Genomic DNA, 24,629 nt, shown 5'->3' with positions numbered 1-24,629 from the left:
TCACGTGCGGAAAACGGGGCTAGCTGCTCTCGATCGCTCGGCGGGCGTAGGCCCGTACGTCGGCGTCCGGATCGCCGGTGGCGGCGCGCAGGCCGGCGGCCACTTCGGAGGCGGTCGCCCAAGGGGTGAGGGCGAGCACGGCCGCCTTGCGTACGTCCTGGTTGGCGTCCGAGAGGGCGCCGACCAGCGGCCCAATCGCCGTCACCGGGTCCGCGGCGGCCAGGCAGCGGGCCGCACCCACGCGTACCTCCCAGTCGGGATCCTCCAGCCCCTTGACGGCGCGCGACTCCAGCGGGACGCCCGCGGCGCCGGACGCCTCCAGCGCGGCGGCCCTGACCAGCGGGTCGGCATCGTCCGCGAGCACCGTCAGCGCCGCGAACGGCCCGTCCGCGGCACCCTCCACCGACGCGCCATCCGCCCGCGCGCCTCCCACTGACGCGCTGCCCACCGGCGCACCGTCCACGGACCGGCCATTCGCCAGGGCACCGTCCACTGAGGCACCGCTCCCCAACGCGCCGTCCACGGCCGCAGAGAGCGGTGGCTCAGCGGCGGGCTGCGGTTGGCCGATGAGGCCCAGGCCCTTCGCGACCCACACCCGAACCTCCCGCGACGGGTCGGCGGCGGCCGTGGCCACCAGATCGGCCTCGTCGAGCGAGACCAGCCCGCGGATCGCCTCGATGCGCACCCGACGGTCGGGGTCACCGATCCCCGCCGCGAACGTCTCCCGCCCGCCGAGCCGCAGCGCCCGCAGCACGTCCAGCGCGGTGGCCCGGACGACGGCGTCCGCCCCGGCCAGGCACGCGGTCAGGACCGCGCCCAGCGAGGCGGTGGCGGGCAGCACCTCCACCAGCTCCTTCAGCCCGGTCGCCGCGGCCCGCCGCACCGTGCCGTGGCCGTCACCGAGGGCCGCGACCAGCGCCGCGCCCACGCCCTCGGGGACGGTCTCGGTGAGTGTGGCGATGGCGGCCCGCCGCACCTTGGGGTCGGGGTCGGCGAGGTAGGGGGCGAGCCGTTCCATGTCGGGCTGCTCCTCGGCCAGCCGGTGCAGCTCCAGGATCCGGGGCGAGCGCCCGACGGCCGCCCGTTCCACCCGTGCCGCGACCGGCCGCCGCACGTCGGCGGAGGACTGCGCACCGAGCAGCACCGGTGCGCCCCCGACCGGCTCGAACTCGGGCACCGGCACCAGGTACGGCTCCACCGGCCGCTTGACGAACTCCATGGCGCCGTCGGCTCGCTTGCGCAGGTTCAGGTGGTAGAGCCACGCGCTGTCGTCGCGCTCGGGCAGGTCGGCGCGCTCGTGGTAGAGGCCCCACCGGCTCTCGGTACGGGTGAGCGAGGAGCGTGCGGCCATCTCGGCGCAGTCCCGGATGAACGTGACCTCCGCGCAGCGCATCAGCCCGTGCGGCGTGCGCGCGCCCATCCCCGCGATCTCCTGGCGCATCCGCTCGAACGTCTCCAGCGCGATCTCCAGCTTGGTGGCCGTCTTCGGCGGGGCCACGTAGTCGTTGACGAAGCGGCGCAGCTTGTATTCGACCTGCTGCTGCGGCGGCCCCTCGGGATTACGCAGCGGCCGGTAGATCAGCTCGTGCGCCTCCGCGATCTGGTCCTCGGGCAGCGTCGGAGCCGGGACGTGGTGCTCGGCCGCGTGCGCCCCGGCCAGGTCGCCGAACACGAACGCGCCGATCATGTAGTTGTGCGGCACGCAGGCCAGGTCGCCGGCCGCATACAGGCCGGGCACGGTGGTGGCGCCGTGCTCGTCCACCCACACCCCGGAGGCCGAGTGGCCGCCGCACAGGCCGATCTCGGAGATGTGCATCTCCACGTCGTGGGTGCGGTAGTCGTGGCCGCGCCCGGCGTGGAAGGTGCCGCGGGTGGGGCGTTCCGTGGTGTGCAGGATGCCCTCCACCGCGGAGATCGTCTCCTCGGGCAGGTGCGTGAGCTTGAGGTAGATCGGCCCGCGGGCCGAGGCGATCTCGTCGGCCACCTCCGACATCATCTGCCCCGACCAGTAGTCGGAGTCGACGAACCGCTCACCCCTGTTGTTGACCTGGTAGCCGCCGAACGGGTTGGCCACGTACGCGCAGGCCGGGCCGTTGTAGTCCTTGATCAGCGGGTTGATCTGGAAGCACTCGATGCCGCTGAGCTCGGCGCCCGCGTGGTAGGCCATGGCGTGGCCATCACCGGCGTTGGTGGGGTTCTCGTACGTGCCGTAGAGGTATCCGCTCGCGGGCAGCCCAAGCCGCCCGGAGGCCCCGGTGGCGAGGATGACGGCGCCCGCCCGGACGGTGACGAACCGCCCCGACCGGGTGTCGAACCCGGCGACCCCCACCGCCCGGCCGTTGGAGGTGAGGACCCTGACCGGCATGACCCGGTTCTCGATGCGGACCCGCTCCCTCATGCCGCGGCGGCGCAGCACCCGGTAGAGGACCTTCTTGACGTCCTTGCCCTCGGGCATCGGAAGGACGTAGCTGCCGGAGCGGTGCACCCTGCGCACGGCATACTCGCCGTACTCGTCCTTCTCGAACTTCACGCCGTAGCGTTCCAGGCGCCTGACCATCTCGTGGCCCCTGGTGGCGGTCTGGTGGATCGTCTTCTGGTTGACGATGCCGTCGTTCGCCCTGGTGATCTCGGCGACGTAGTCCTCCGGGGTGGCCTTGCCGGGGATGACCGCGTTGTTGACGCCGTCCATGCCCATGGCCAGCGCGCCGCTGTGCCGTACGTGCGCCTTCTCGAGCAGCAGGACGTCGGCGCCGCGCTCGGCGGCGGTGATCGCGGCCATCGTGCCCGCGGTGCCGCCGCCGACGACGAGCACCTCGCACTCCAGGCTCAGGCGGTCCTCGATCGGGGGAATCTCCATTTACAGCTCCTCCAGGATCCGGGCGCGCAGTTTCTCCCGGTCGCCGTCGCCCACTTCCAGCACCGAACGCACGTCCTGGCCGCCCAGGACCAGCACGCGGTCGGCGAGCAGCAGCGCCTCGTCCACGTCGTGCGTCACGAAGATCACCGTGGCCCGGGTGCCGCTCAGCACGTCCAGCAGCAGGCGCTGCATCTGGGCCCGGGTCTGGGCGTCCAGCGCACCGAACGGCTCGTCCATCAGCACGGCCCTGGGCGCTCCCGCGAGCGCGCGGGCGAGCTGGACGCGCTGCCGCATACCGCCGGAGAGCTCGCGCGGCAGCTTGTCCTCCGCCCCTGCCAGGCCCACGCGTTCGATCCACTCCCGAGCCTGCGCCGCGCGCTCGCGCCTGGGGACCCCGCGGATGCGCAACGGCAGCTCGACGTTGCGCCTGACGGTCCGCCACGGCAGCAGGCCGTCGTCCTGGAAGACCATCGCGCGGTCTCCCGACGTGCCCGCGACCTCCGCGCCGCCGGCCAGAATCCTGCCCCCGTACGGCGGGAGCAGCCCGGCCAGCGCGCGCAGCAGCGTGGACTTGCCGGAGCCGGAGGCTCCGACCACGACCAGCACCTCGCCCGGCACGACCGTCAGATCCACCTCGCGCAGGACCAGCCCGCCTCCGTAGCCGAGGGACAATCGGTCGAGCGCGAAATCCAGCCCCGCGGTCATCGCCCGCTTCCTTCCGCCCGGGGGAGCCAGCGGGTGACGCGGCGGCCGACCAGCTCGACGGCGGCCGAGGTGAGCCAGCCGAGCAGGCCGATGGTGATCATCCCGACGATCACCGCCGGGTAGTCCACGAGCGTGTACGACTGCCACGTCCGGTAGCCGATCCCGAAGTCGCCGGAGATCATCTCAGCCGAGATCACGCAGATCCACGACACGCCCATGCCGACGGACAGACCGCCGAACACCCCTGGCAGGATCCCGGGCAGTACGACGTTCCAGAGCACGTGGCGGCGCCCGCCTCCGAGCGTCCTGACGGCGTCCTCCCACAGCGTCGGCAGCGCGCGTACGGCGTGCCGGGTGCTCACCATGATCGGGAAGAACGCGGCCACGAACGTGATGAACACGATGCCCTGCTCGTCCGTCGGGAAGAGCAGGATCGCCACCGGGACCAGCGCGATGGCCGGGATCGGGCGGACCGCTTCGAGCAGCGGCAGCAGCACGTCACGCGTGCGCCCCGACCTGCCGACGAGGATACCGACAGCGATGCCCGCAACCGTGGCCAGCCCGAACCCGGTGAGGATGCGGATCAGGCTCTGCACCAGGTCGAGCAGGTAGACCTTGGTCGAGAGCTGCTTGGCCGCCTCGCGGACGATCTCGTCCAGTGACGGCAGCCGGTCGAACCTCAGCCACAGCCGGGCGTCGGTGACGGTGAGCAGCTGCCACAGCCCCGCGGCCACCGCGACGGACGCCACTCTGACGGCCCACCGCGCCTTGCGGGGCCTGGGGAGGACGACCGCTTGCCGAACCGCTGTCGCAGCGGCTGCTCTCCTGGAGCCGGTCTCGTCGCGCGGGAGTGTCTCGGCGCTCGTCATGCGTCGCCGCCTCTCCCGGCCGCCTTCAGCGCGGCCTCGTACGAGACGGGCTCGGTCTTGGGATGGTCCTTCCGGTACGCGTCGGCGCCGTCCTGCGTGGTGAAGGGCAGGAACCGGGACCTGGCCGGAGCGGCCGGGTCGCGCAGCCAGACCGAGCCGTCGGCGAACCACCGGGTGCCGGTCGCCGTGTCGGGCACGTACGCGGCGCGCACGCCCGTGGTGGCCCTGGCGATCTGACGCAACAGGCAGGTGGGCGTCTCCGCGGGCTGGGTGGTCCCGGCTCCGGCTGGCCACAGCTCGGAGGCGGTCCTCGGATCGCTCACCTGGCCGCCGCACACGAGGTCGGTGCCGGTGATCCTGGCGGGGTTCTCCGTGGAGGCGAGATCCTTGTCGTACGCGGGCCCGTACGCCTTGCGCAGGTACGAGTCGTTGACGAAGGACGAGACGTCGACCCCGGCGAAGTCCGTGCCGATGCGCTTGAGGAACGGCACGTCGTGCTCGTGCGCCGCCTTGAGCTGCGGCTTCAGCGTGACGTCGAACGTGGAGATGCCGCCGGGTCCGTTGTAGAGGTAGACGACCTCGGGAGGCAGCCCGGTGGTACTCGCCACGGACTCGGCGGCCTCCAGCGGATGTTCGTGCAGGTAGCGGGTGGCGTCGATCTGCGCCTTGAGGAAGGCGTCCACGACCTCCGGGCGCTCCTTCGCGTACGCCTGGCGCACCACCACGCCGTGGAACGTCGGCACGTCCAGCGCGGAGCCGTCGTAGACCAGCCGCCCCTTGTGCTGGAAGACCAGCAGGCCCGGCCAGGCCACGAACTGCGCGTACCCCTGCACGCCGCCCGACTCCAGCTGCGAAGCCCCGACCGCGGGCTGGTGGTTGACCACTTCGACGCCGGTGATCCCGGCCTTCTCCAGGGCCTGGACCAGGGTGCCGTGCCCGGCGGAGCCCAGGCTGGCGGAGACCTTCGTGCCCTTCAGGTCCGCGAGCGTCTTCGCCTTGGAGCCGGGCGGCACGACCACCATGTTGAGCCCGCCGCGCAGGTTGTAGCCGGTGATCGAGACCAGCTCCGTACGCGCGGCCGGGATGCCCTGGGTGCGGGAGGCGTTGATCAGCAGCGGGTAGTCGCCCATCGAGCCGATGTCGATCTTCCCGGCCACCATCTTCGCGGTGATGGGGGCACCGGTGTCGTAGTCCTGCCACTCGACGGTGTACTTGTCGCCGAGCCGCTTCTCGAAGTAGCCGAGGGAGCGCAGCAGCGTGCCCGCGGTCACCGTGTTGATGGTCTTCGACTGGTAGCCGATGACGATCTTCGTCTTCCCCTCGCCGCCCGCCGCGCCGGCGACCGAGCACCCCGCGGTGGCCAGCAGCATGACGGCCGCCAGGATTGTGCGCATCGTGCTCTCCTTCACCGCAGCAGGTAGGGGATGTTGATGGTGACCGCGTCCACGGGGCAGCGCGCGGCGCAGGGGCCGCAGTACCAGCACTCGTCCACGTGCATGTACGCCTTGCCGGTCTCGTCGCTGATCGCGAGCGAGTCCAGCGGGCATGCCTCGACGCAGAGCGTGCAGCCGTCGATGCAGAGCGCCTCGTCGATGGTCACGGGGACCTCGACCCTCTGGGTGATCAGGGCCATCGCTACTCCTCCTCCACGGCGCGGTTCAGGTGCCCGCGCATGGTCAGCCGGTCACCCCTGAACCGGATGAACTCCAGGTCGACCGGTCGGCCGTCGGCCAAGTGGGTGAGCCGCTCCACCATGAGCAGCGCGGCGCCGCGCGGTGCGTCGAGCGCGGCCGCAGTGTGCGCGTCGGCGTTGACCGCCTCGAGGGTGAGCTCCGCCATGCCGAGGGGCTGGCCCGCGATGCCCTCCAGGAGCACGAAGATGTCGTTGTGCTCCAGGTCGGCGTCGAACAGCGGCTCCCCGACGTCACGCACCAGATAGGTCAGGTCGAGCGAGAGCGGCAGGCCGTTGAGGCGGCGCAGGCGTTCGAGATAGACGACCTGTTCGCCGGCGGGCAGCCCGAGCCGGTGACTCACCGCTTTGGGCGGCTCCATGAGGGTCATGGTCCTGACCTGGTTGGTCACCTCGCCGTGCTCGTGCAGGGTCTCCGCCAGGCCGAGCAGCCGGTGCAGGCCGTGCGGGTACTTCTCCCCTGCGACCGTGGTGCCCACGCCCGGGCACCGCTCGACCAGGCCCTCCTCACGCAGCAGACCGAGCGCCTCGCGCACGGTGTTGCGCGAGGCGCCGAACTCGCGCGCCAGCGCCGTCTCCCGCGGCAGCTGCCCGCGCGGGAAGTGCCCGTGGACGATCTGCCTGCGCAGCAGGTCGGCCACCTGCCGGGCGTGATCGGCCCGGCGCCGTGTGGGTCCCACTTGTGTGCCTCCCGGGGGTCCTCGATCGGCCTCCGACAAGCACAACCTAGCAATCCGGTAGGGAAATAGGGATAACGGCTAGGTTGCGCCACCCGGCCATCCCCGCCACCCACCCCCTAACAGCCGTTTCCCGAGAATCCCGTCAAGATCTGCCACCCCTCACGACGCCGCCAGACCTCATGCCGCCCGCACCGGGCGCAGCGCGCCGGCCCAGGCGAGGAGCTGGTCGAGCACGGCGTCCAGCTTCTCCTCGTGGACGGCGGCGGGCTTGAACTCGGACATGTTCTCGAAGTCCGTGAAGAGCGAGAGCGCCACCAGCTGCGACACGGTGGCCACGCTCACCTGGGAGAGGATCTGGCGCAGGTGCTCGACGGCCCGGGCCCCGCCGTCCACCCCGTACCCGACGAAACCGGCCACCTTGCTGTTCCACTCGGCGTACAGGAAGTCGACAGCGTCCTTGAGCGCGCCGGGGATGGAGCGGTTGTACTCGCGTCACGAAGACGAACGCGTCAAACGAGGCGATCTTCTCGGACCAGCGCTTGGTGTGCTCGTGCGCGTAGTTGCCCATTGGTGGCGCCTGGCCACGGCAGGCCGCCTGCTGCGCGAGTCCGACGCCTCGGTGGCGGAAGTGGCCCAGCGGGTCGGGTACGGATCGGAGTTCGCCTTCGGGAACGCGTTGAAGCGGCAGTTCGGGGTATCGCCCGGCAAGTACCGACGCCAGGTTGCCGCCTGACCCGATGCGTCAGATGGGAATTTAGGGGTGTTTGGGCCGGATGAGCGCTGGTTACACCACAATGGACCAATGGCATACCCTCCGCAGCCTCCGCCACCCCAGCCTCAGCCGCAAGGACCGTGGGGCGCGCAAGGAGCGCCGCAGGGGTACGGCCCGCCCCCGAACCCCCATCCCCATTACGGCCCCCCTCCCAACTACGGCCCGCCACCCGGCCAAAGCGGCCCGCCGCAGCCGGGTCACGGCCAAGGACACCCCGGTCCCGGCCAGGGCCAATCCGGCTATGGCGGCACACCACCACCCGGATACGGCCCACCACCTGGATACGGCCCGCCGTACGGGCACCGGATGGAGCCGCAGCGGACGCTGGTGCTCCCGTCCTCGCCCCCGAAGAGCAACAACGCGCTGATCATCGGCCTGGTCATCGGCCTGGCCGTGCTGCTCGTGGGGGGCGGTGCCGGCGCGTTCCTCTACCTGCGCGGCTCCGGCTCGAAGCCGACGGTCGCCCTGCAGAGCGCCGAGCCGTTCCCCACGACCGCGACGCAGCCGCCGTCTGACCCGCCCTCGGAGACGGCCTCACCGTCGGACCCGCCGACCTCGGAGCCCGCGACCCCGACCCCCAGCGACACCCAGACCTCCTCCGACCGCGTCGATCCAGGCTCGCCGCTCACGGACAAGGAGTTCGACGACTGGGACTTCAAGCTCGGAGACGTGAAGCTCCAAGCCAAGAGGGTCGGCGGCTGGACGTACAGCACCTGCGACCCGGTGGACGCCAAGGGCGTGCTGGCCCAGAACGACTGCCAGCGCGCCATCCAGCTCGCGTACACGGCCTACGGCGGGCACATCAAGGCGGTCCAGCTCATCATGTCCTTCCCCACCGAGCAGGCCGCCAAGAAGACCGTCACGCGGCTGGCCTCGCTCGACTCGGACGCGCTGAAGTGGCGCACGGACAAGACACACAGCACCTACGCCTACGGCAAGATCCGTTCGGGCTACGCCAAGAAGTACGTGGTCGTCACGGTCCTCACCGCGGACAAGACCGCCAAGGCGCTGGCCACGCACTATCACTCATACCTGCAGAGCGACCACGCGAGCTACTTCCTCTTCCGCGACCTGACCATCACGAGCTAGGCAGCCGGACGTGCGCCGCCCCCTCACCCCGGATCGGCGCCGGGCATCCGAACCACCGCAGTAGTTGTCAGAGCAACGCTAGCTCTCCTAGTCGTGCTAGTTTGCATGGTATGTCAATCGCCGCCCGCCGAGCACGGGAACGTGCGCAACGCCATCAGCTGATCATCACCGCCGCCCGCGAACTGGCCGAGTCGGAGGGCTGGGACGCCGTGACGACCCGGCGCCTGTCGGAACGGGTCGAATACAGCCAGCCGGTGCTCTACAGCCACTTCAAAGGCAAAGACGCCATCGTACGGGCGGTGGCGATCGAGGGGTTCGCGGAGCTGGCGAGCAAGCTGCGCGCGGCGCGCGAGGCTTCGCAGGAGCCGGGCGACGACCCCAAGGCGGTGCTGCGCCAGGTCGCGATGGCCTACCTCGACTTCGCCCGCACCCACAGCGCCCTGTACGAGGCCATGTTCGTCATGCCGATCGCCGTCCCCTTCGCCACGGAGGAGACGCCGGAGGAGCTGCGCGAGGCGTTCGGCGAGTTCGTACGCGCGCTGGAGCCGGTGGCCGGGAAATACCACCCCGGCACCTTCGCCGAGGTGGTGTGGGCCGCCCTGCACGGCCTCGCGACCCTCACCCACGACCGCCGGATCCCAGCCGAGCACCAGCAGGACAGAATCGACCTCCTCATGGACCAGCTCACCCGCCCCGGCTGAACGGACACGCCAGTGAAAGAGGTCAGGCCAGCAACCCCCGCTGCCGACCGGCCGCGGCCGCCTGCGTGCGGGTGGAGACCTCCAGCTTGCCCAGAATGTTGGACACGTGGACACTGACCGTCTTCTGCGCGATGAACAGCCGCTCCGCGATCTCCCGGTTGGTCAGCCCCTCGGCGACCAGCCGCAGCACCTCCACCTCCCGAGCCGTCAACCCGCCGTCGCCCTGCCCGCCACCGCCGAACCTGGCCCGCCGCCCGAACTCCAGCAGCGCGTTCTCCAGCGGCGCCGCTCGCAGCTTCCCCGCCGTCTCCCGGGCGAGGGCCCACTGCGCCTGCGCCTCATCCCGGTCTCCGGCCGCCAGCAGCGCCTCGGCCAACCGCCACCGGGCACGCGCCACCTCGTAGACGAACCCGAAGTCGAACGCCTCCACCACCCGGCGCCACAGCTCCACGTCGAGCCGCCCGTGCACGCGATGCCACTCCGCCTCCACGCGCACCGCCCAGGCCAGCCCTTCGGGCCCGAGGTGCCCGGGCTCGCCGGTGGGCCCGGAGTCGACGGCGAGGCGGGCGCGGGCGCGGAGCTCGTCGGCGCCCTCGGTCGTGCCCAGCTCGGCCAGCGCCCACAGCCCGATGGCGGCCATCCGGAGCACGCCCGCCTCGCCGTCGACCATCGGCGCCATGACCGCGCGCACGTGGTCGAGCGCCGCCGCGGGGTCGCCGTGCCAGAGCGCGTGCTCGGCGGCCAGGCCGCGGGACATGTACGCGGCAAGCTCGCTGTACCAGAACGGCCGCAGCCGGCTCAGTCTCTCACCGACCGCGGGCAGATCCCGCGCCACCTCGATGAAGAGCGCGAACGACGACAGGATCGCCTCCGGCAGTGTGCCCACCCGCGTGCCGAACCCGGACGCGACCGCCTCGGCCTGGTCCCACTCGCCGGCCACGTAGTGGATCAGGAACCGCAGGAACCGCAGATCGGTGCCGTAGGTGCTCCACTTGAGCCCGGTCTCGAACGCCACGCGGATGCCGTCGTCGGCCACCTCGGCGGCCTCGGCGAGCAGGCCCTGCTCGTAGTGGATGCGGGCGTGGTGGAAGCGGGCACGCAGGTCCATGGCCAGGTCGCCGCTGCCCTCGGCGGAGGCGGTCTCGATCAGCTCGTGGGCCTTGTCCAGGTCGCCGCGGAGCTCCACGTAGGTGGCCAGCGAGAGCAGGGCGCCCACCTCGGCGTCTCTGACCCCGGCGGCGCGGGCGGTCTCCAGCGCCCGAGCGGTCACGGCCTCGACGTCACGATGGCGGTCGCTCCAGAGCAGCGTGCGGGCGTGGGTCGCCAGGGCGCGGGCCAGCGCCGCCTGGTCCTCGGCGCTCTCGACCGCGCGCTCCGCCGCCGCGATGGCGCCCGGCTGGTCGGCCTCGTACAGGTAGTAGGCGAGCCGCTCGCTGACCTCGGACGTCGGCGGCAGAGCCCTGAGCTGGACGGCCGCCCGATGGTTGTCGCCGCTGTCGGCCGCCATGACGGCGCTGCGGAACGCCAGCCGCTCCCGGCTCTCCCCCACCAGGTCGGCGGCCCCTTCGACCCGATCCCACAGGCCGAGCGCGCGGTCGTAGTGGCTGTGCGCCTCGGCCGGCGCACCGAGCCGCTCGGCCAGGCGGCCCGCCTCGACCGACGCCGACAGCGCCCCGGCCAGCTCGTGGCCGGCGAGGTGGTGGTAGGCCAGCTCGGCGGGTGACGTCAGCAGCCGGGCGAAGGCGGCATGCAGCCGGGTGCGCTCGCCGGGCAGCAGGTCGGTGTAGACGGCCTCCTGGAGCAGCGCGTGGCGGAACGCGTATCCGTAGCCGTCGACCCTGAGCAGCCCGCGCGAGACGATCTCCCTGACCGCCTCCTCGAACTCCGCCAGCGGCAGCCCCGACACCTCCCGCAGCAGCTCGTCCTCCACCCGGCGCCCCGCCACGGCGGCGGCCCGCAGCACCCGCTGCCCCGCCTCGGACAGCACTTCGACCCTGGTCATGAGCAGGCTGGCCAGCCCGTCGGGCAGGCTGTCGCCCTCGGCCATGGCCGCGAACAGCTCCTCCGCGTAGAACGGGTTGCCGTCGGCACGGGACACGATGACGCCGAGCTCCTGAGCGTCCACCTCGCCCAATGTGGCCACATAGTCGGACATGTCGCCGGAGGCCAGCGGCCCCAGCTCGACGCCCGTCACCGTGGGCAGCCGCTTCAGCTCGGCCAGCACGGACCGGAGCGGATGGCGGCGGTGGAGGTCGTCGGTGCGGTATGTGCCGGCCACGCAGACCCGCTCGCTCTGCACCATGCGGCTGAGGAAGACCAGCAGATCGCGGGTGGACCGGTCGGCCCAGTGCAGGTCCTCGATCACGAACAGCACGGGCTGGATGTCGGCCAGCAGCCCGAGCAGCGAGCCGAACAACCGCTGCTGCGTGAGCCCGGTCGAGGGCACGCTCTCCGTGCCCGGCAGCAGCTGGCCCAGCATGGGATGGGCGGCGGCGGCCTCGCGCACGGCCGGCTCCGCGCCGCGCAGCGCGTCGGCCAGCGGCAGGTAGGGCAGTGAGTCGCCCAGCTCGGCGCACTGGCCGACCAGCACGTGGAAGCCGCGCTCACGGGCCTCCGAGACCAGCTCGGCGACCAGCCGGGTCTTGCCTATGCCCGCGTCTCCGCCGACGAGCGCCACCCCTGCCATGCCCTCGGCGGCGGACTGCAGCACCCGCACGAGTCTGGCCAGCTCAGCAGAGCGCCCGACGAGAAGACCATTCACGCCAGAAACTATGCCACCCCTCACCGACATTCGATTGGTCCAGAAAGCCGGCCCGAGATTGGCCCTCACCGACATACCAAGCGCATCCTACGCTGCCATTTCGTGATCCATCCAACCACTTTCGCCCTCTTCGTGGCGGCCTCGCTGGCCCTGGTCCTCATCCCGGGCCCGAACCACCTCTACATCACCGCAAGAGGCCTCGCCCAGGGCAGGGCGGCGGGCCTGGCCAGCGCGTTCGGCGTGGAGGCCGGCACGCTCGTGCACATCGCGGCCGCCGCCGCGGGTCTCTCGTACGTGATCGCACGGTCGGCGACGCTGTTCGCGATCGTGAAGTGGGTCGGCGTCGCGTACCTCATCTACCTGGGCGTGCGCGCGTTCACCGGCAAGCAGTCGGACGCCGGCACGCCGCCCCCGCAGCCGCTGCGCACGGTCTTCCTCGAAGGCGTGCTGGTCAACGTGCTGAACCCCAAGGTGGCGCTGTTCTTCCTGGCGTTCCTGCCGCAGTTCGTCGACCCGGGCGCGGGCTCGCCCGCGCTCCAGATCGTGCTGTTCGGCCTCACGCTGCTGCTCCTGGGGCTGATCTCCGACATCGTGTACGCGTTCACCGCCGGCGCCCTCGGCACCCGGCTCAACGCCTGGGCCAAGACCCTCCGGTACGTCAGCGGCATCGTCTACCTGGGACTTGGAGTGGCCACGGCGTTCGCCGGGAGAAAATGACCTCATGGCGCCCAGGAAACAGCAGGAGATCTTCGATGCGACGTTGCGGCTCGTGGCCGAGAAGGGCTACGACGGGCTGACCGTCGAGGGGGTCGCCGAGCTGTCGGGCGTCAACAAGACCACGATCTACCGCTGGTGGCCGTCGAAGGCCGCGCTGCTGGGGGCGGCGCTGGTGGAGGCCGACGTGCTGGGGTTCGAGGCGCCCGACACGGGCAGCCTGCGCGGTGACCTGGTCGTGCTGGTGGAGGGCGTCAAACGGCTGCTCACCGAACCGCCCGCCAGCGACATCGCCGTCGTCGCGCTCGCCGCCGCCGTCCGCCATCCCGAGCTGGACGCGCGGCGCTTCTTCGCCGACCGGTTCGCGCGGGAGCGGGAGATCTTCGAGCGCGCGGTACGGCGGGGCGAGCTCAAGGAGTCGGTCGACCCGATGCTGATCGTCGACCTGCTGGCCGGTGCCGTGTGGATGAGGGCGGTCTTCCGGGGCCTGCCTGTCGCGGACGACTTCCCCGCCGAGGCGGTCTCGACGCTCCTCGACGGCATCTGAGCCTTACAACGCCTCCGAGAGCGCGGCGGGGATGCGGTCCAGCACCGGGTGCGGCACCAGCCCGTACGCGTAGAAGTCGACGGCGAGCGCCCCCGCCGCCTTCGCCCCCCGGGCCTTGGCCACCAGCCGGTCCGTCGAGTCGCTGTCCGGATGGCCGGGGCGCAGCACGGCCCGCACCTCCCGGTCCTTCCCCACCGACCGCAGGTAGGCCCCCACGTCGTCGGCCACCCGGGCCGCGTCCCGCGCGTACGCGAGCACCCCGAACCCGGGCACGAGATCTCCCAGAGCCACCAGATCGACCCCCAGCTGCCAGGCGTCGTGGGCCGCGAGCCCGGGCGTGGGCAGCCCGTCCGTGTAGCCCTTGACCGCGCCGGTCGAGTCGATGAACACCAGCTTGGACCCCTCGTCGGCCACCGCCGACGCCACCTCCGACACCAGTGTGGTGACGGTCTCGGACCGGGCCCGGGCGTAGGCCACGACGTCGGGCCCCGCGTACGCGGTCAGCGCCGCCCTGGTCACCTCGCCCTGCGCGGGCGGGTCGCCGTCGAAGACGCCGCCCACGATCCTGGCGCACTCGTCCCGCGCCACCTCGGCGTTCACGCCCAGGTCGGTGGCGCGGCGCATGCAGTAGTCACAGAAGCACAACCCGAACAGGTACGCGTCCATCGGCCCGAGCGGCACGAACGAGCGCTGCGGCTTGAGCGGCCTGAAGTGCAGCGACTCGGCCACCACACTGTCGACCCCGAGCCTGGCCACCGACCTGGCGAGCGCGACCGCGTACTCGCGCACGTCGGGGTGGGCGGGGCACAGGTCGGTGAGCGAGCCGCGGTCGCCGAAGCAGTCGCGTACGGTCACATCGGGATGCTCCGTGCCGAGCGTGGCGTTGCGCAGGAACACCGTCCATCCGTGGAGCTTCATGGACCGTTTCGCACATGCCTCGCGAAGCCCGTCGAGGGCGTTCAGGTAGCCGGGCACGGGAGAAAGGCGGAGCCCTGCGAACAGATCGGGCGGCGGGACGAAGTGGGCCCCGTCGTGACGGATGGTCAGCCGGGACAGTCCGTGCGGGGTGACGTCGCGGGAGGCGTGGTGCACGGCTCCGACGGTGACGCCGTTCACGCCGTACGCGCTGATCCTGTCGAGCACCCGCTCGACGCCTTCGCCGCGCAGATCCTCGACGAAGACGTACACCGAACTGTCCACAACCAGACCTTAAGCGCTCTTGTGAGCGACGAAGTCGATCTCTACCAGGATGCCCAGCAGCTGGGATCCTACGGTGGTGCGAACGGGGTACGGCTGGCTGAAATAGGACTTGTAAACCTCGTTGTAGGCCGCGAAGTCGCGCTCGAGGTGCTGCAGGTGGACCGTGGACTTGACCACGTCGTCGAAGCCGAGCCCGTGGGCGGCCAGGATGGCGCCGAGGTTGCGCATGACCTGGTGCGTCTGGGTGGCCACGTCGTCGCCGACGATCTCACCGGTGTGCGGGTCGAGCGGGCCCATGCCGGAGGTGTAGACGAAGTCGCCGACCACGAGACCCTGCGAGTACGCGCCGATGGGGGCCGCGCCTTCCGTGGTCCTGAGCTCCTTTTTCACCCATAACTCCCTAGAAGTTGGTGCTTATGGTGCCTACGACACGGTAGTCCTGGTCCACCAGGGGCAGCATCCGCCACTTGTCGAACGCGGTGCAGGGATGGGAGATGCCGAATCCCAGCAGGTCACCGGGCTCGAGCCCGTTGGCGTGCACGACGGTGTGCTGGTCCTGCATCTTCACGATCGTGACGCCGTCGCGGCGTGGGATGGGCAGACCCTCGTCGTAGGGAGCGTCCCGCTTGCCCATGCCCACGATCGCCAGCCCCGGCTCTGGCGTGGACAGCACGTGCGCCCACACCTCCAGCGCCGGGCGCAGCTCTCCGTCGATGCGGTTGAACGGGGTGCGCTCGCGGTAGTAGCCGTCGTCGTGGGTGACGTACGCGCCGCTGCGCAGCAGGATCCTCGCCTGGGTGGCGACGAGCTCCCGGCCGATCACGTCGAACCACTGGCTGCCGCCCACGGACAGGATGGGGCTTTTGACGCGGACGTACTCGACGGCATCCTGCAGCAAGGACAGATATTTCCGGACATCGTCGGCGGTCTTCAGCGCGCCCTCGTACCCGGCCACCCCGGCCAGTTCGACGTTGGGGACCGCCTGCACATACGCCGCCAGCTCCAGCAGCTGATCCAGCGACCTGCACCCGGCTCGTCCACCTTCGTGTCCCAGCTCCACCAGCACCCGGAACGGCCTGGATGCGGCATGACGAGCGAGAATGTCGACCCCGGCCCGGGAGTCGACGAAGCTCAGGAACTCGAACCCGGGATCACGCTCCAGCTCACCGGCCGCCCAGGCGAGCCCCGCCGGATCCACGACCTGGTTGGCGACCATGATCCGGCCCGCCCCGAACCCGCGGACCACCCGCCCCTGCCGCGGCGTCGCGACCGTGAGCCCCCAAGCGCCGGCTTCGAGCTGAAGCGCGGCGATCTCAGCGGACATGTGCGTCTTCGCGTGCGGCGCCAGCTCCATCCCGTGGTCGCGGACGAAGGCCGCCATCGTGGCGACGTTGTGCTCCAGCGCGTCCCGGCGCACCACCATGAGGGGAAAGTCGAGCCCACCCCCGAAGACCTGCTGCCCGAGCACGACACCCCTTTCGTCCGCGTCCGACCCTATCTCAGACGGTTGACGGATCACGGCCGGAGCGCACGCCCGGGAGTCGCGCCGGTCAGCTCGCCCCCGGCCAGCACGCGTACGCCTGACACGAGCACGTCGTCGACCCCGGCCGCGAGCGTGCGCGGAGTCCCGTACGTCGCCCGGTCGTCCACGGCCGCCGGGTCGAACACCACCACGTCGGCCGCGAACCCGTTCCGCACCAGCCCCCGGTCCACCAGCCCGAAGCGCCTGGCCGGGTGCGAGGCCAGGTGCACCACCGCCTGCTCCCAGGTCCAGTCCGCCAGCTCCCGCACGTGCCGGCCGAGGAACCTGGCGAACGCCCCGAAGCCGCGCGGATGCGGATGGCCGCCCACATAGATGCCGTCGGAGCCGCCGGTGTGCGAGGGGTGCCGCAGAATCCTGCGTACCGACTCCTCGCCCTCCGGGCCCTCGTCGGGCCGGGCGGACACGACCCCGGCCTCCAGCCGCGTCTCCGTCAGGAGGCGGCGGCAGAACTCCGCGGGCGCCACCCTTGCCCGCTCGGCCGCCGCGACCATGGTGAGGCCCTCCGCCCACTCCAGTCCGGGCGCGTGCGAGATGGTCAGCCGCGGCCAGGTGGCGTCCAGCGTCGGCCACCAGCCGTCCAGCTCGCCGGACGCGATCATCTCCAGCGCCCGGTCCGTCTCGGCGCCGGGCACGGAGTCCGGGAGCACGACCATGGCCAGGATCGTGTTGCCACGCAGGTAGGGGTAGGTGTCGAAGGTGAGGTCCACGCCCTTGCCGAGCGCCTCCTCGACCAGCGGCAGCAGCACGTCCGCGGGACCGTGCAGGTGGGAGACGTGGACGGCGGCGCCGGAGCGCTCGGCGATGTCCATGACCTCGGCCATGCCCACGCCTGCCTGCGCGCCGTAGGCCCGCATGTGGGTCACGTACGGGAGCCCGCCGAGCGGGGCGCACAGGGCGGCCAGCTCCTCGGCGGTGGCGTAGCGGCCTGGGAGGTATTCGAGGCCGGTGGACAGGCCCGCCGCTCCTTCCGACAGGCCCCTCTCGACGTGCCGCAGCATGGCCGCCAGGTCGTCGCGGGAGGGCCGGTCGGACGAGGGCCCCATGACGTCGTAGCGGATGGTGCCGTGTGGGAGGAGGTAGGCGGTGTTCAGTGCCACGGCGCGGTCGTAGCCGTCGAGCAGCTCGCCCACGCTCAGCGGAGCGTCGCGCGGAACACCCCCGGACAGCGCGCTCCCGGGCAGCGGGCCGTTGACGGCGGCGAAATAGCGGGAGACGTAGGCGACGGTCGCGGCCGAGCCGGGGGCGAAGGACAGGCCGTCCTGCCCGAGCACGAACGTGGTCACGCCCTGCCGGAGCGCGGCCCGCTGCACCTCAGGGTCGAACACGGCCGCGTCCCCGTGGGCGTGGCAGTCCACGAAGCCCGGCGCGACGAACCGCCCCGTCGCGTCGATCACTGTCTCCGCCTGCGCGCCGGCGAGCCTCCCGACCGCCACGATCCTTCCGTCCGCGACCGCCACATCCGCCCGGTACGGCGGGGCGCCCGTGCCGTCGAGCACCCGGCCACCGCTGATGACTACGTCGAAGCTCACCCCAGGATTCAATCAGAGCCGCGCGAGTACGCCGGGGCGCACTGCGCGGACTTGTCGATGGGCCGCGCGGCCAGCAGGGTCCGGGCTCGGGCCCGGTCCAGGTTCCAGCCGTTCCAGGGGTCGGGGCGGTCGAGCCCGTTGGCCGCGACCACGTCGGCGAGCACGCAGCTGCGCTGCGGCTCGGGCAGCTTGTCCAGGGCGGGCACCGCCTCCGCGCCGAGGTCACCCAGGTAGTCGGAGTCCATCTTGGTGACGCCGCGCACCTCGACCTGTGTCTGGGCGACCTGGAGGTCGGGGTTCACGATGGCGAACGCGCCCAGGCCCAGCCCGGTGACCAGCACGACCGTACGCGGGAGCCAGCCGGAGCCGTGGCCCAGGAGCCGTACCGCACCGGCCAGCAGCACCAGCGCGAACAGCGCGCCCAGCCACCACACCGTGGCCTGCACGGACAGCCTCAGCCTGGACAGGCCGTAGGCGTCGGTGTAGAGGTTCATGCGGTGCAGGGCGGAGGCCAGCACCACCATGGTCAGCCCGCACAGTACGCCGAGCAGCACGGCCAGCAGCAGGCGCTCGCGCCGCTCGACCTTGAGCAGCCCACTGGCGACCGCCACGATGCCCAGCACGAACACGCTGACCACCACGAGCTGGAAGAATCCCTGTCTTGCGTATTCGGCGTAGGTCAGTCCGGCCGTCTTCAGCACCCAGGTGTTGCCGCCGAACAGCGCCGTGATCTGGACCGCCACGAAAGCGGCGAACAGCAGGTTCACCGCCGTGAGCGGCAGGATCCAGACACTCCTGCTCACACTGAACTTCGTGTCGGGCCCCACCGGGTCGGCCACGGGCCTGAGCGCGACCAGGACCACGGCGGCCAGCAGCACGGCGAACAGCGCGAAGAGGAAGATCCGCAGCGGCGCCGAGTCCGCCCAGTCGGGCGCGGTGGTCAGCCGCTCCACGAAGGAGGCGAACACCGCGTCCGCCGACGCGAACAGCAGCCCGAACACCAGGAGCAGCACCGCGGTGATGCCCAGCGCGGCCAGCGTCGGCATGACGCGCCGCTTGGCCGACATCTTCTTGAACGGCTCGGCCAGGAACCACGGCACCGGCCCCAGCGCGAGCAGCACCGAAACGCCGCCCCTGATCACGCCGAGCCATCCCGCTCCGGCTCCCGACACGGCCAGCGCACCCAACCCGGCCCCTGCCACGAGCAGGATCGCGACCAGCCAGTCGGCGTCACGCACCGCCGCCATGGAGATCAGGAAGTACGCCGTCAGCCCGAGCGCCACCGTCCACGGCGTCATCCGCCGCATCACGGCAGGTAGCGCCGCCGCCCCAAGCACCATGGACACCAGCACGATCCCGAGCCCGACCTGCGCGTCCGGCAGCGCCACCGCCGCGAACACCCCCGCCCCGGCCGCCGCGGGCAGCAGCCAGCGGGGCGGCTCGGGCAGGTCGGGCTTGGGGAAGAGCGGCGGCGGCACGTACGGGGGCGGCCCCGCCTGATTCCGGTACGGCCCCGCCACCTGCGGCTGGGCCGCCTGACCGCCCCACTGGCCATGCACCGAAGAACCGCCCGTCTGAGCCTGCACCGAGGAACCGCTCGCCTGAATCTGCGCCGAGAGACCACCAGCCTGGGGTGGCGCCGAGGGACCGCCCGCCTGAGCCTGCGCCGGGAGGCCGCCCATCTGGCCGTGCGGCGAGGGACCCCTCGCCTGGGCTTGCGCCGGGCCACCTGCCTGTGCCTGCGTAAAGTGGCCCACCGCCTGGGCCGCCGGCGTCGCCGCCTGGGCCGCCGATGGGTAGCCCGCGGCTTGAGTCATCGAGTGATACGCCGCGACCTGCGCCGACTGGTAGGCGGCAGCGGCGGCCCGGCGGCCCGAACCGGCGCCCAGTGAAGCGCCGACCGCGCCCATGAACGCGATGCACAGGATGAAGGTGACCAGCGCCAGCCCGTCGCCGACGGTCACGCTGACGAGCACGGCGGCGAACAGGCCGACCAGGAACCCGATCAGCATGCCGATGACGCCGCCGCCGATCATCCTGGCGAACCCGCCACCCCCAGACGGCGCCGGCGGCCCCACGGCCGCGCCTCCACTGGAGGTCCCCACGGCCGCGCGTCCACCGGGCGCTCCCGCACCAGCGCCGCCACCGGCCCCACGCCCCGCCACGGGCCCTCCGGCCGCGAGCCCCACCGCCACGGGGCCGGCCACAGGCCCCACCGCAACACCGTCGCCCGGCACGCGCCCTTCGACCGCACCGCCACCGGAGGCGTTCGCCCTCGCCAAGTCGCCGCCGGGCGCGGGTTCCGCTGCCACGGCGCTACCGCTCGACGCGACACTCGCGGCGTCGTTGCCAGGCGCCCCTGCCGTCGCCAGTTCCGCGAGCACCGCGAGCCCGGCAGCGGCGTCATCGCCGGCCGCCTGCTCCGACGCCGCAGCACCGCCCTCGGACACCGCACCACCGCTGGACACAGCACCACCGCTGGACGCCGCACCGCCGTTCGACGCAGACCCGCCGCTGGACACCGAACCACCATTGGACGCCGCACCACCGTTCGACGCAGGGCCGCCGTTGGACACAGGCGCGCCGTCGGACGCAGGCCTGGCCGCCGCGACGCCGATGGGCGCGCCTTCCCCGACCGCAGCGGCGAGCCCGGCAGCGGTCTCGTCGCCGACGGCGTGTCCCAGCCGAGGCGCGTCACTCTCGGAGACGGCGGCGCCCCCCACCGAGGCGCCCGCTCCGGCCACCAGCTCCCCCTCGCGATCGGCGCCCGCCACCAGACCGCCTCCGGCAGGCCCATCGCCCATCTCCAGGCGCCGCTCGGCGACCCCGTTGCCCACCGCGTCGGCCGCGAAGGGACCGGCGCCGACCCTCGTGTCCCCCTGTGCCGGGGCCGCCTCCACGGTGCGGGGCAGTCGCTCGTCCTCCGTGCCCCGCTCGCCCTCTAACGGCGCATCCGCCATCGTCATCCTCCCTGGTAAATCGACGACCATGCGGCACCCCGCACAATCGTCGATGCGAATGGAGCCCCCGTGCAGCTCGACGATCTCCTTCACGATGGCCAGCCCCAGCCCGGCGCCCCCGGAGTCGGCCGCCCGCCCCGTGTCCAGCCGGGAGAAGCGCTCGAACACCCGCCCCTGGGCAGAAGCCGGGATCCCCGGCCCCTGGTCGGCGACCGTCACGCGTACCCCGGCCCCTGAGGGGGTGGCGCTCACGGTCACCACCCCGTCCGGCGGGCTGTGCCGTACCGCGTTGTCGAGGAGGTTGGCCAGGACTTGGGCGAGCAGGTCGGGGTCGGCGCGTACCGCCAGACCGGCGGGCGACGGCCGGATCGCGACGTCCTCGCGGGCCAGCGACGCCTCGCGGACCGCCTGCTCGATCAGCGGCGCCAGCTCGATCGCCTCGGGCTCGATCAGCCGCACGCCGGAGTCCAGCCGTGACAGGTCCAGCAGCTGGGCCACGAGGCGGCCGAGGCGCTCGGTCTGGGAGAGCGCGGTCCGCATCGTGACGGGGTCGGGGGCGGAGACGCCGTCCACGACGTTCTCCAGGACCGCGCGCAGGCCGGTGATGGGGGTGCGGAGCTCGTGGCTGACGTTCGCGATGAGCTCGCGCCGCTGCCGGTCCACCTCGCCGAGGTCGGCCGCCATCGCGTTGAACGCCCTGGCCAGCTCGCCGACCTCGTCGCGAGACGTGGCGGTCACGCGCAGCCCGTACAGGCCCTTGGCGATCGTCTGGGCGGCGCTGGCCATCTGGCGCAGCGGCTTGGTCATCCCCATGGCCAGCAGCTGCACCATGATCAACGCCAGGACCACCGCGACCGCGATGCGTACCTCGCGGGAGAGGCCGGAGTTGAGCCCGACCTCGTTCACCACGAACGCGGTCCCCACGGCCAGCACGATCACGATGCCGAGCTTGACCTTGATCCGGCCCAGGAAGTCGAGCGGCCTCATCGGCGGACCAGGGCGTAGCCGACGCCGTGCACCGTGCGTACCACGTCGGAGCCCAGCTTGCGGCGCAGCGCCCGGACGTGGCTGTCCACGGTCCTGGTCGCCGCGGCCTCCGAGAAGCCCCACACGTCCGACAGCAGCCGGTCCCGCTCGAAGACCTGCCCGGGCCGCTCCGCCAACCGGCGCAGCAGGTCGAACTCGGTCCTGGTGAGCTGCGCCTCCGCACCCCCCACGAACACCCGGCGGGCCGCCGTGTCGATCTCCACCTCGCCCACTCTGATCACCGTGTCCTCGGCCGCGAGCTGGGCCGCCCGCTGGACCCTGCGCAGCAGCGCGTGGATCCTGGCCACCAGCTCGCGCATGCTGAACGGCTTGGCCAGGTAGTCGTCGGCCCCCACCCCGAGCCCGACCAGCACGTCGGTCTCCTCGCCGAGCGCGGTCAGCATGAGCACGGGCACAGGCCTGGCCGCCTGCATCCTGCGGCACACCTCTAACCCGTCGAGCCCCGGCAGCAGCCGGTCGAGGATCACCAGGTCGGGCTCCGCCCTGCCGTACTGGATCAGGGCGTCCTGCCCGTCGCCGGCCACCCTGACGTCGAAGCCCTCGGCGGCCAGCCGGTTCCGTACGGCCAGCGCGATCGTCTCATCGTCCTCGACCACGAGGATGCGTCGCTGCTCTGCCACGTACGAAAGCCTAGAAGCGCCCTGTGCAGACGACACTCCTAAATCTGTGCACAAACAGTGCAGACTTGGCTGGTGAACACCGCTGGATACCTCAGCCGCATCGGCCTGCCCGACCTGCTCAACGCCCCCACCAGCGCGGACAACCTGCGAGCGCTCCACATCGCGCACATCGAAAAGGTCTCGTACGAGGCGCTGGAGATCTGGCTCGGCCGCACCACCACCGTCGATCCCCTCGAGTCGGCAGAGCGCATCATCCGGGGCCGCGGCGGCTACTGCTACCACCTCAACGGCGCCTTCTCCGAGCTGCTCAGGACGCTGGGATACGACGTGACCAGGCACGTCGGCGGCGTCCAGAACCGCGGCGCGGAGCCCGGCATCACCGCCAACCACCTGGTGCTCACCGTGCGGGGCCTCCCGTCGGAGGACAATCCCGGCGGCGAGTGGCTGGTCGACCTGGGGCTCGGCGACGCGCTCCACGAGCCGCTCCCCCTGATCGCGGGCACGTACCGGCAAGGTCCTTTCGAGTACGGCCTGCGGCCGTCGGAGGTCGCGCCGGGCGGCTGGCGATTCGAGCACGATCCGAGTGGTTCGTTCCAGGGCATGGACTTCGACCCGGCCCCCACGGACATGTCGGCGTTCGTCGATATGCACCGGCACTTGACCACCTCACCGACGTCCGGCTTCGTGCGCACGGCCACGGTCGTGCGGCGGGACGCGTACGGCGTGGACATCGTGCGCGGGCTCGTGCTGAGCCGCATCGGCGGCAAGGCACTCTCGGTCACCCTGGACAACGCGCGGGACTACTTCGCGGCGCTGGCGGACATCTTCCTGCTGTCTCTCGACGACGTGAGCGCCCAGGAGAAGGAGAAGCTCTGGCGCAAACTTTTCGACGCGCACGAGGCCTGGCTGGCCGGTGACCCGTCGTGACGGCCGTACGCTATCGTGCACCTCGACATGGCTGAGACCAGGAAGCTGGCCGGGAGGTACCGGCTGCTCAACCCCCTGGGCGCGGGATCCGTCCGCCTGGCCTTCGACGAGTCGGAGCACCGTGACGTCGCGGTCAGAGAGCTACGGGTGCCGGCCGAGTTGCGCGACGCCGCGCTGCAGGAGGCGCGCAGGGCGTCCGGGCTGCGGCACGCCTCCATCGTGCGGGTGCTGGACGTGGTGATCGAGGACCGCACGCCGTGGCTGGTCATGGAGTTCGTGTCCGGAGCGTCGCTGGAGCAGACCGTACGTTCACGCGCCCCGCTGCCGATGGCGCAGGCGGCCAGGGTGGGCGTCTGCGTCCTGTCGGCCCTGACGGTCGCGCACGAGGCCGGTATCGTGCACGGGCGCGTCGAGCCGGGCAATGTCCTGCTCACTCCGACCGGTCGCGCGGTGCTGACCGGCTTCGGCTTCCCCAGCCTCAGCATGCTGCCCTCCGCCGACATGTGGTCCCTGGCCGCCACGCTGCACTTCGCGGTGGAGGGGCGCCCACCGGGACAGGTGCCCGCGGAGGGCGCGGATCCGCTCAGGTCGCTGATCAGAGCCATGCTCCACCCGTCGGGCCCGCCGCCGCCGGAAGTGATACGCGAGACCCTGGACCTCCTGGCCGTGGACCGCCCGCTGGACGTGATCGTCCGGACGGCGGGGCCGCTGCCGGTCCCCGAGGTGGCCGCGATCGGGCTCTCCCTGATCGACCAGCTCCAGGCCGCGGACACGTTCCACGGCGGGGTGCAGCCGAGCAACGTCCTCCTCGACGCCGAGGGCCGGGCGCGGCTGATCCCGCTGCTGAGGTCGGGAACTCTCGCGGCCTACACGGCCCCGGAGGCCACCCACACCCTGGCAGCCGACCTGTGGTCGCTGGGCGCCACGCTCTTCACCGCTGTCGAGGGCGTGCCACCCGCGCCGGGCGCGCCGCTGACCAGAGCCGGCGCGCTGGCTCCCGTCCTGTTCCGCCTGCTGTCGGGCAACCCCTTGGAACGTCCCACCCCGGACGAGCTCCGCCGTGAACTGGAGTCGCTACGGCGGACGCGTAAAGATTGAGATACATCGCGAGCGGAACCAAGGTGATGGGTTCACTCGTTGGTCAAGCGACGCAGAATGTGGGAGAGGCGGGGCGTGCGCTCCGTGTTCGGAGGAAGTTGAGTATGTCGCCAGTCCAGAAGTACGCCATTGGCGCAGGCGCTGCGGTCCTGCTCTCGCTGATCTTCTTCGGGGCCGGATGGATCACCCTGCTGGTCATCCTCGGCGTGATCGGCGCCCCCGTGGTCGGCTACCTGATGCTCGACCCGTCGCAGCGCGAGCGGCTCAAGAGAGCCCGCAGGCGCGGCATCGGCCACTGAGCCCGGGCGGCGGGGGCCCGG

Annotated in this window: 21 protein-coding genes and 1 pseudogene; 8 read left to right on the top strand and 14 right to left on the bottom strand. The window is 71.8% G+C overall.

The genetic code is table 11. The features are described from left to right. Positions 1-19: 19 nt before the first annotated feature. The 7 genes from ACQPWU_RS08205 to ACQPWU_RS08175 form a co-directional block, all read right to left on the bottom strand. Positions 20-2,857 (bottom strand): fumarate reductase/succinate dehydrogenase flavoprotein subunit, encoded by a 2,838-nt coding sequence (locus ACQPWU_RS08205; protein ID WP_433438113.1) that lies wholly within the window; start codon positions 2,855-2,857, stop codon positions 20-22. After that, on the bottom strand, positions 2,858-3,562 hold the full coding sequence (locus ACQPWU_RS08200) for an ABC transporter ATP-binding protein (protein WP_433438111.1): 705 nt from the start codon (positions 3,560-3,562) through the stop codon (positions 2,858-2,860). Then, a complete protein-coding gene (locus ACQPWU_RS08195) occupies positions 3,559-4,431 on the bottom strand; it encodes an ABC transporter permease (protein WP_433438109.1) in 873 nt (290 codons plus the stop codon). Before ACQPWU_RS08195 ends, ACQPWU_RS08200 begins: the two co-directional genes overlap by 4 nt. Beyond that, positions 4,428-5,825, bottom strand: coding sequence for an ABC transporter substrate-binding protein (locus ACQPWU_RS08190; RefSeq protein WP_433438107.1), 1,398 nt, complete (start codon positions 5,823-5,825; stop codon positions 4,428-4,430). Before ACQPWU_RS08190 ends, ACQPWU_RS08195 begins: the two co-directional genes overlap by 4 nt. A gap of 11 nt (positions 5,826-5,836) precedes the next feature. After that, on the bottom strand, positions 5,837-6,064 hold the full coding sequence (locus ACQPWU_RS08185) for a 4Fe-4S dicluster domain-containing protein (protein ID WP_192790340.1): 228 nt from the start codon (positions 6,062-6,064) through the stop codon (positions 5,837-5,839). Positions 6,065-6,066: 2 nt separating this feature from the next. Beyond that, positions 6,067-6,801, bottom strand: coding sequence for a GntR family transcriptional regulator (locus tag ACQPWU_RS08180; RefSeq protein ID WP_433438106.1), 735 nt, complete (start codon positions 6,799-6,801; stop codon positions 6,067-6,069). Between the two features lie 177 nt (positions 6,802-6,978). Then, positions 6,979-7,242, bottom strand: a complete 264-nt coding sequence (locus tag ACQPWU_RS08175) for an NADPH-dependent FMN reductase (protein WP_433445176.1) — start codon at positions 7,240-7,242, stop codon at positions 6,979-6,981. Between the two features lie 127 nt (positions 7,243-7,369). Between ACQPWU_RS08175 and ACQPWU_RS08170 the strand changes: the two are divergent. The 3 genes and pseudogenes from ACQPWU_RS08170 to ACQPWU_RS08160 all read left to right on the top strand — a co-directional run. After that, positions 7,370-7,534: pseudogene (locus tag ACQPWU_RS08170) on the top strand (helix-turn-helix domain-containing protein); the annotation flags it as partial. A 345-nt stretch (positions 7,535-7,879) separates the two neighbouring features. Continuing rightward, positions 7,880-8,662 carry a hypothetical protein gene (locus ACQPWU_RS08165; RefSeq protein ID WP_433438104.1) on the top strand — a complete coding sequence of 261 codons (783 nt, stop codon included), beginning with the start codon at positions 7,880-7,882 and terminating at the stop codon, positions 8,660-8,662. 110 nt (positions 8,663-8,772) lie between these two features. After that, positions 8,773-9,363 carry a TetR/AcrR family transcriptional regulator gene (locus tag ACQPWU_RS08160; RefSeq protein WP_433438102.1) on the top strand — a complete coding sequence of 197 codons (591 nt, stop codon included), beginning with the start codon at positions 8,773-8,775 and terminating at the stop codon, positions 9,361-9,363. Positions 9,364-9,385: 22 nt separating this feature from the next. Here ACQPWU_RS08160 and ACQPWU_RS08155 read toward each other — a convergent pair whose 3' ends face one another. Then, positions 9,386-12,124: an ATP-binding protein gene (locus tag ACQPWU_RS08155; protein WP_433438100.1), complete on the bottom strand. Its 2,739-nt coding sequence runs from the start codon at positions 12,122-12,124 to the stop codon at positions 9,386-9,388. A gap of 102 nt (positions 12,125-12,226) precedes the next feature. Between ACQPWU_RS08155 and ACQPWU_RS08150 the strand changes: the two genes are divergently transcribed. Continuing rightward, positions 12,227-12,841: a LysE family translocator gene (locus ACQPWU_RS08150; RefSeq protein WP_433438098.1), complete on the top strand. Its 615-nt coding sequence runs from the start codon at positions 12,227-12,229 to the stop codon at positions 12,839-12,841. Between the two features lie 4 nt (positions 12,842-12,845). Further along, complete coding sequence (locus ACQPWU_RS08145; RefSeq protein ID WP_360701569.1) at positions 12,846-13,385, top strand: TetR/AcrR family transcriptional regulator; 540 nt, start codon at positions 12,846-12,848, stop codon at positions 13,383-13,385. 3 nt (positions 13,386-13,388) lie between these two features. On the opposite strand, the gene ACQPWU_RS08140 is transcribed toward ACQPWU_RS08145, so the two are convergent. Genes ACQPWU_RS08140 through ACQPWU_RS08115 form a run of 6 tightly spaced genes read right to left on the bottom strand, consistent with a single transcriptional unit; the run spans position 13,389 to position 22,284 of the window. After that, positions 13,389-14,585, bottom strand: a complete 1,197-nt coding sequence (locus ACQPWU_RS08140; RefSeq protein WP_433438096.1) for a hypothetical protein — start codon at positions 14,583-14,585, stop codon at positions 13,389-13,391. Between the two features lie 9 nt (positions 14,586-14,594). After that, complete coding sequence (locus ACQPWU_RS08135; RefSeq protein WP_360701563.1) at positions 14,595-14,975, bottom strand: RidA family protein; 381 nt, start codon at positions 14,973-14,975, stop codon at positions 14,595-14,597. Between the two features lie 10 nt (positions 14,976-14,985). After that, a complete protein-coding gene (locus ACQPWU_RS08130; RefSeq protein WP_433438094.1) occupies positions 14,986-16,053 on the bottom strand; it encodes an alanine racemase in 1,068 nt (355 codons plus the stop codon). Positions 16,054-16,100: 47 nt separating this feature from the next. Further along, positions 16,101-17,657 (bottom strand): N-acyl-D-amino-acid deacylase family protein, encoded by a 1,557-nt coding sequence (locus ACQPWU_RS08125; RefSeq protein ID WP_433438092.1) that lies wholly within the window; start codon positions 17,655-17,657, stop codon positions 16,101-16,103. A gap of 8 nt (positions 17,658-17,665) precedes the next feature. Beyond that, on the bottom strand, positions 17,666-21,604 hold the full coding sequence (locus ACQPWU_RS08120; protein WP_433438091.1) for a DUF4153 domain-containing protein: 3,939 nt from the start codon (positions 21,602-21,604) through the stop codon (positions 17,666-17,668). After that, a complete protein-coding gene (locus tag ACQPWU_RS08115; protein ID WP_433438089.1) occupies positions 21,601-22,284 on the bottom strand; it encodes a response regulator transcription factor in 684 nt (227 codons plus the stop codon). Before ACQPWU_RS08115 ends, ACQPWU_RS08120 begins: the two co-directional genes overlap by 4 nt. Before the next feature lie 72 nt (positions 22,285-22,356). Between ACQPWU_RS08115 and ACQPWU_RS08110 the strand changes: the two genes are divergently transcribed. From ACQPWU_RS08110 to ACQPWU_RS08100, 3 genes are all read left to right on the top strand, one after another. Beyond that, positions 22,357-23,211: an arylamine N-acetyltransferase family protein gene (locus ACQPWU_RS08110; protein WP_433438087.1), complete on the top strand. Its 855-nt coding sequence runs from the start codon at positions 22,357-22,359 to the stop codon at positions 23,209-23,211. A 27-nt stretch (positions 23,212-23,238) separates the two neighbouring features. Further along, entirely contained in the window at positions 23,239-24,309 is a 1,071-nt protein-coding gene (locus ACQPWU_RS08105; protein WP_433438086.1) for a protein kinase domain-containing protein, read from the top strand. Positions 24,310-24,413: 104 nt separating this feature from the next. Next, on the top strand, positions 24,414-24,608 hold the full coding sequence (locus tag ACQPWU_RS08100) for a hypothetical protein (RefSeq protein WP_433438084.1): 195 nt from the start codon (positions 24,414-24,416) through the stop codon (positions 24,606-24,608). Positions 24,609-24,629 lie beyond the last annotated feature (21 nt).

It is taken from the genome of Nonomuraea sp. CA-141351 (assembly GCF_050944675.1).
Taxonomy (GTDB): domain Bacteria; phylum Actinomycetota; class Actinomycetes; order Streptosporangiales; family Streptosporangiaceae; genus Nonomuraea.
This window is presented reverse-complemented; position numbering and strand designations above follow the sequence as displayed.

Bases quoted from the DNA above. Each gene is read 5' to 3' on its own strand.
- ACQPWU_RS08200 (WP_433438111.1), bottom strand. From the start codon at position 3,562: ATGACCGCGGGGCTGGATTTCGCGCTCGACCGATTGTCCCTCGGCTAC.
- ACQPWU_RS08145 (WP_360701569.1), top strand. From the start codon at position 12,846: ATGGCGCCCAGGAAACAGCAGGAGATCTTCGATGCGACGTTGCGGCTC.
- ACQPWU_RS08205 (WP_433438113.1), bottom strand. From the start codon at position 2,857: ATGGAGATTCCCCCGATCGAGGACCGCCTGAGCCTGGAGTGCGAGGTG.
- ACQPWU_RS08160 (WP_433438102.1), top strand. From the start codon at position 8,773: ATGTCAATCGCCGCCCGCCGAGCACGGGAACGTGCGCAACGCCATCAG.
- ACQPWU_RS08195 (WP_433438109.1), bottom strand. From the start codon at position 4,431: ATGACGAGCGCCGAGACACTCCCGCGCGACGAGACCGGCTCCAGGAGA.
- ACQPWU_RS08100 (WP_433438084.1), top strand. From the start codon at position 24,414: ATGTCGCCAGTCCAGAAGTACGCCATTGGCGCAGGCGCTGCGGTCCTG.
- ACQPWU_RS08185 (WP_192790340.1), bottom strand. From the start codon at position 6,064: ATGGCCCTGATCACCCAGAGGGTCGAGGTCCCCGTGACCATCGACGAG.
- ACQPWU_RS08165 (WP_433438104.1), top strand. From the start codon at position 7,880: ATGGAGCCGCAGCGGACGCTGGTGCTCCCGTCCTCGCCCCCGAAGAGC.
- ACQPWU_RS08105 (WP_433438086.1), top strand. From the start codon at position 23,239: ATGGCTGAGACCAGGAAGCTGGCCGGGAGGTACCGGCTGCTCAACCCC.
- ACQPWU_RS08190 (WP_433438107.1), bottom strand. From the start codon at position 5,825: ATGCGCACAATCCTGGCGGCCGTCATGCTGCTGGCCACCGCGGGGTGC.
- ACQPWU_RS08120 (WP_433438091.1), bottom strand. From the start codon at position 21,604: ATGAGGCCGCTCGACTTCCTGGGCCGGATCAAGGTCAAGCTCGGCATC.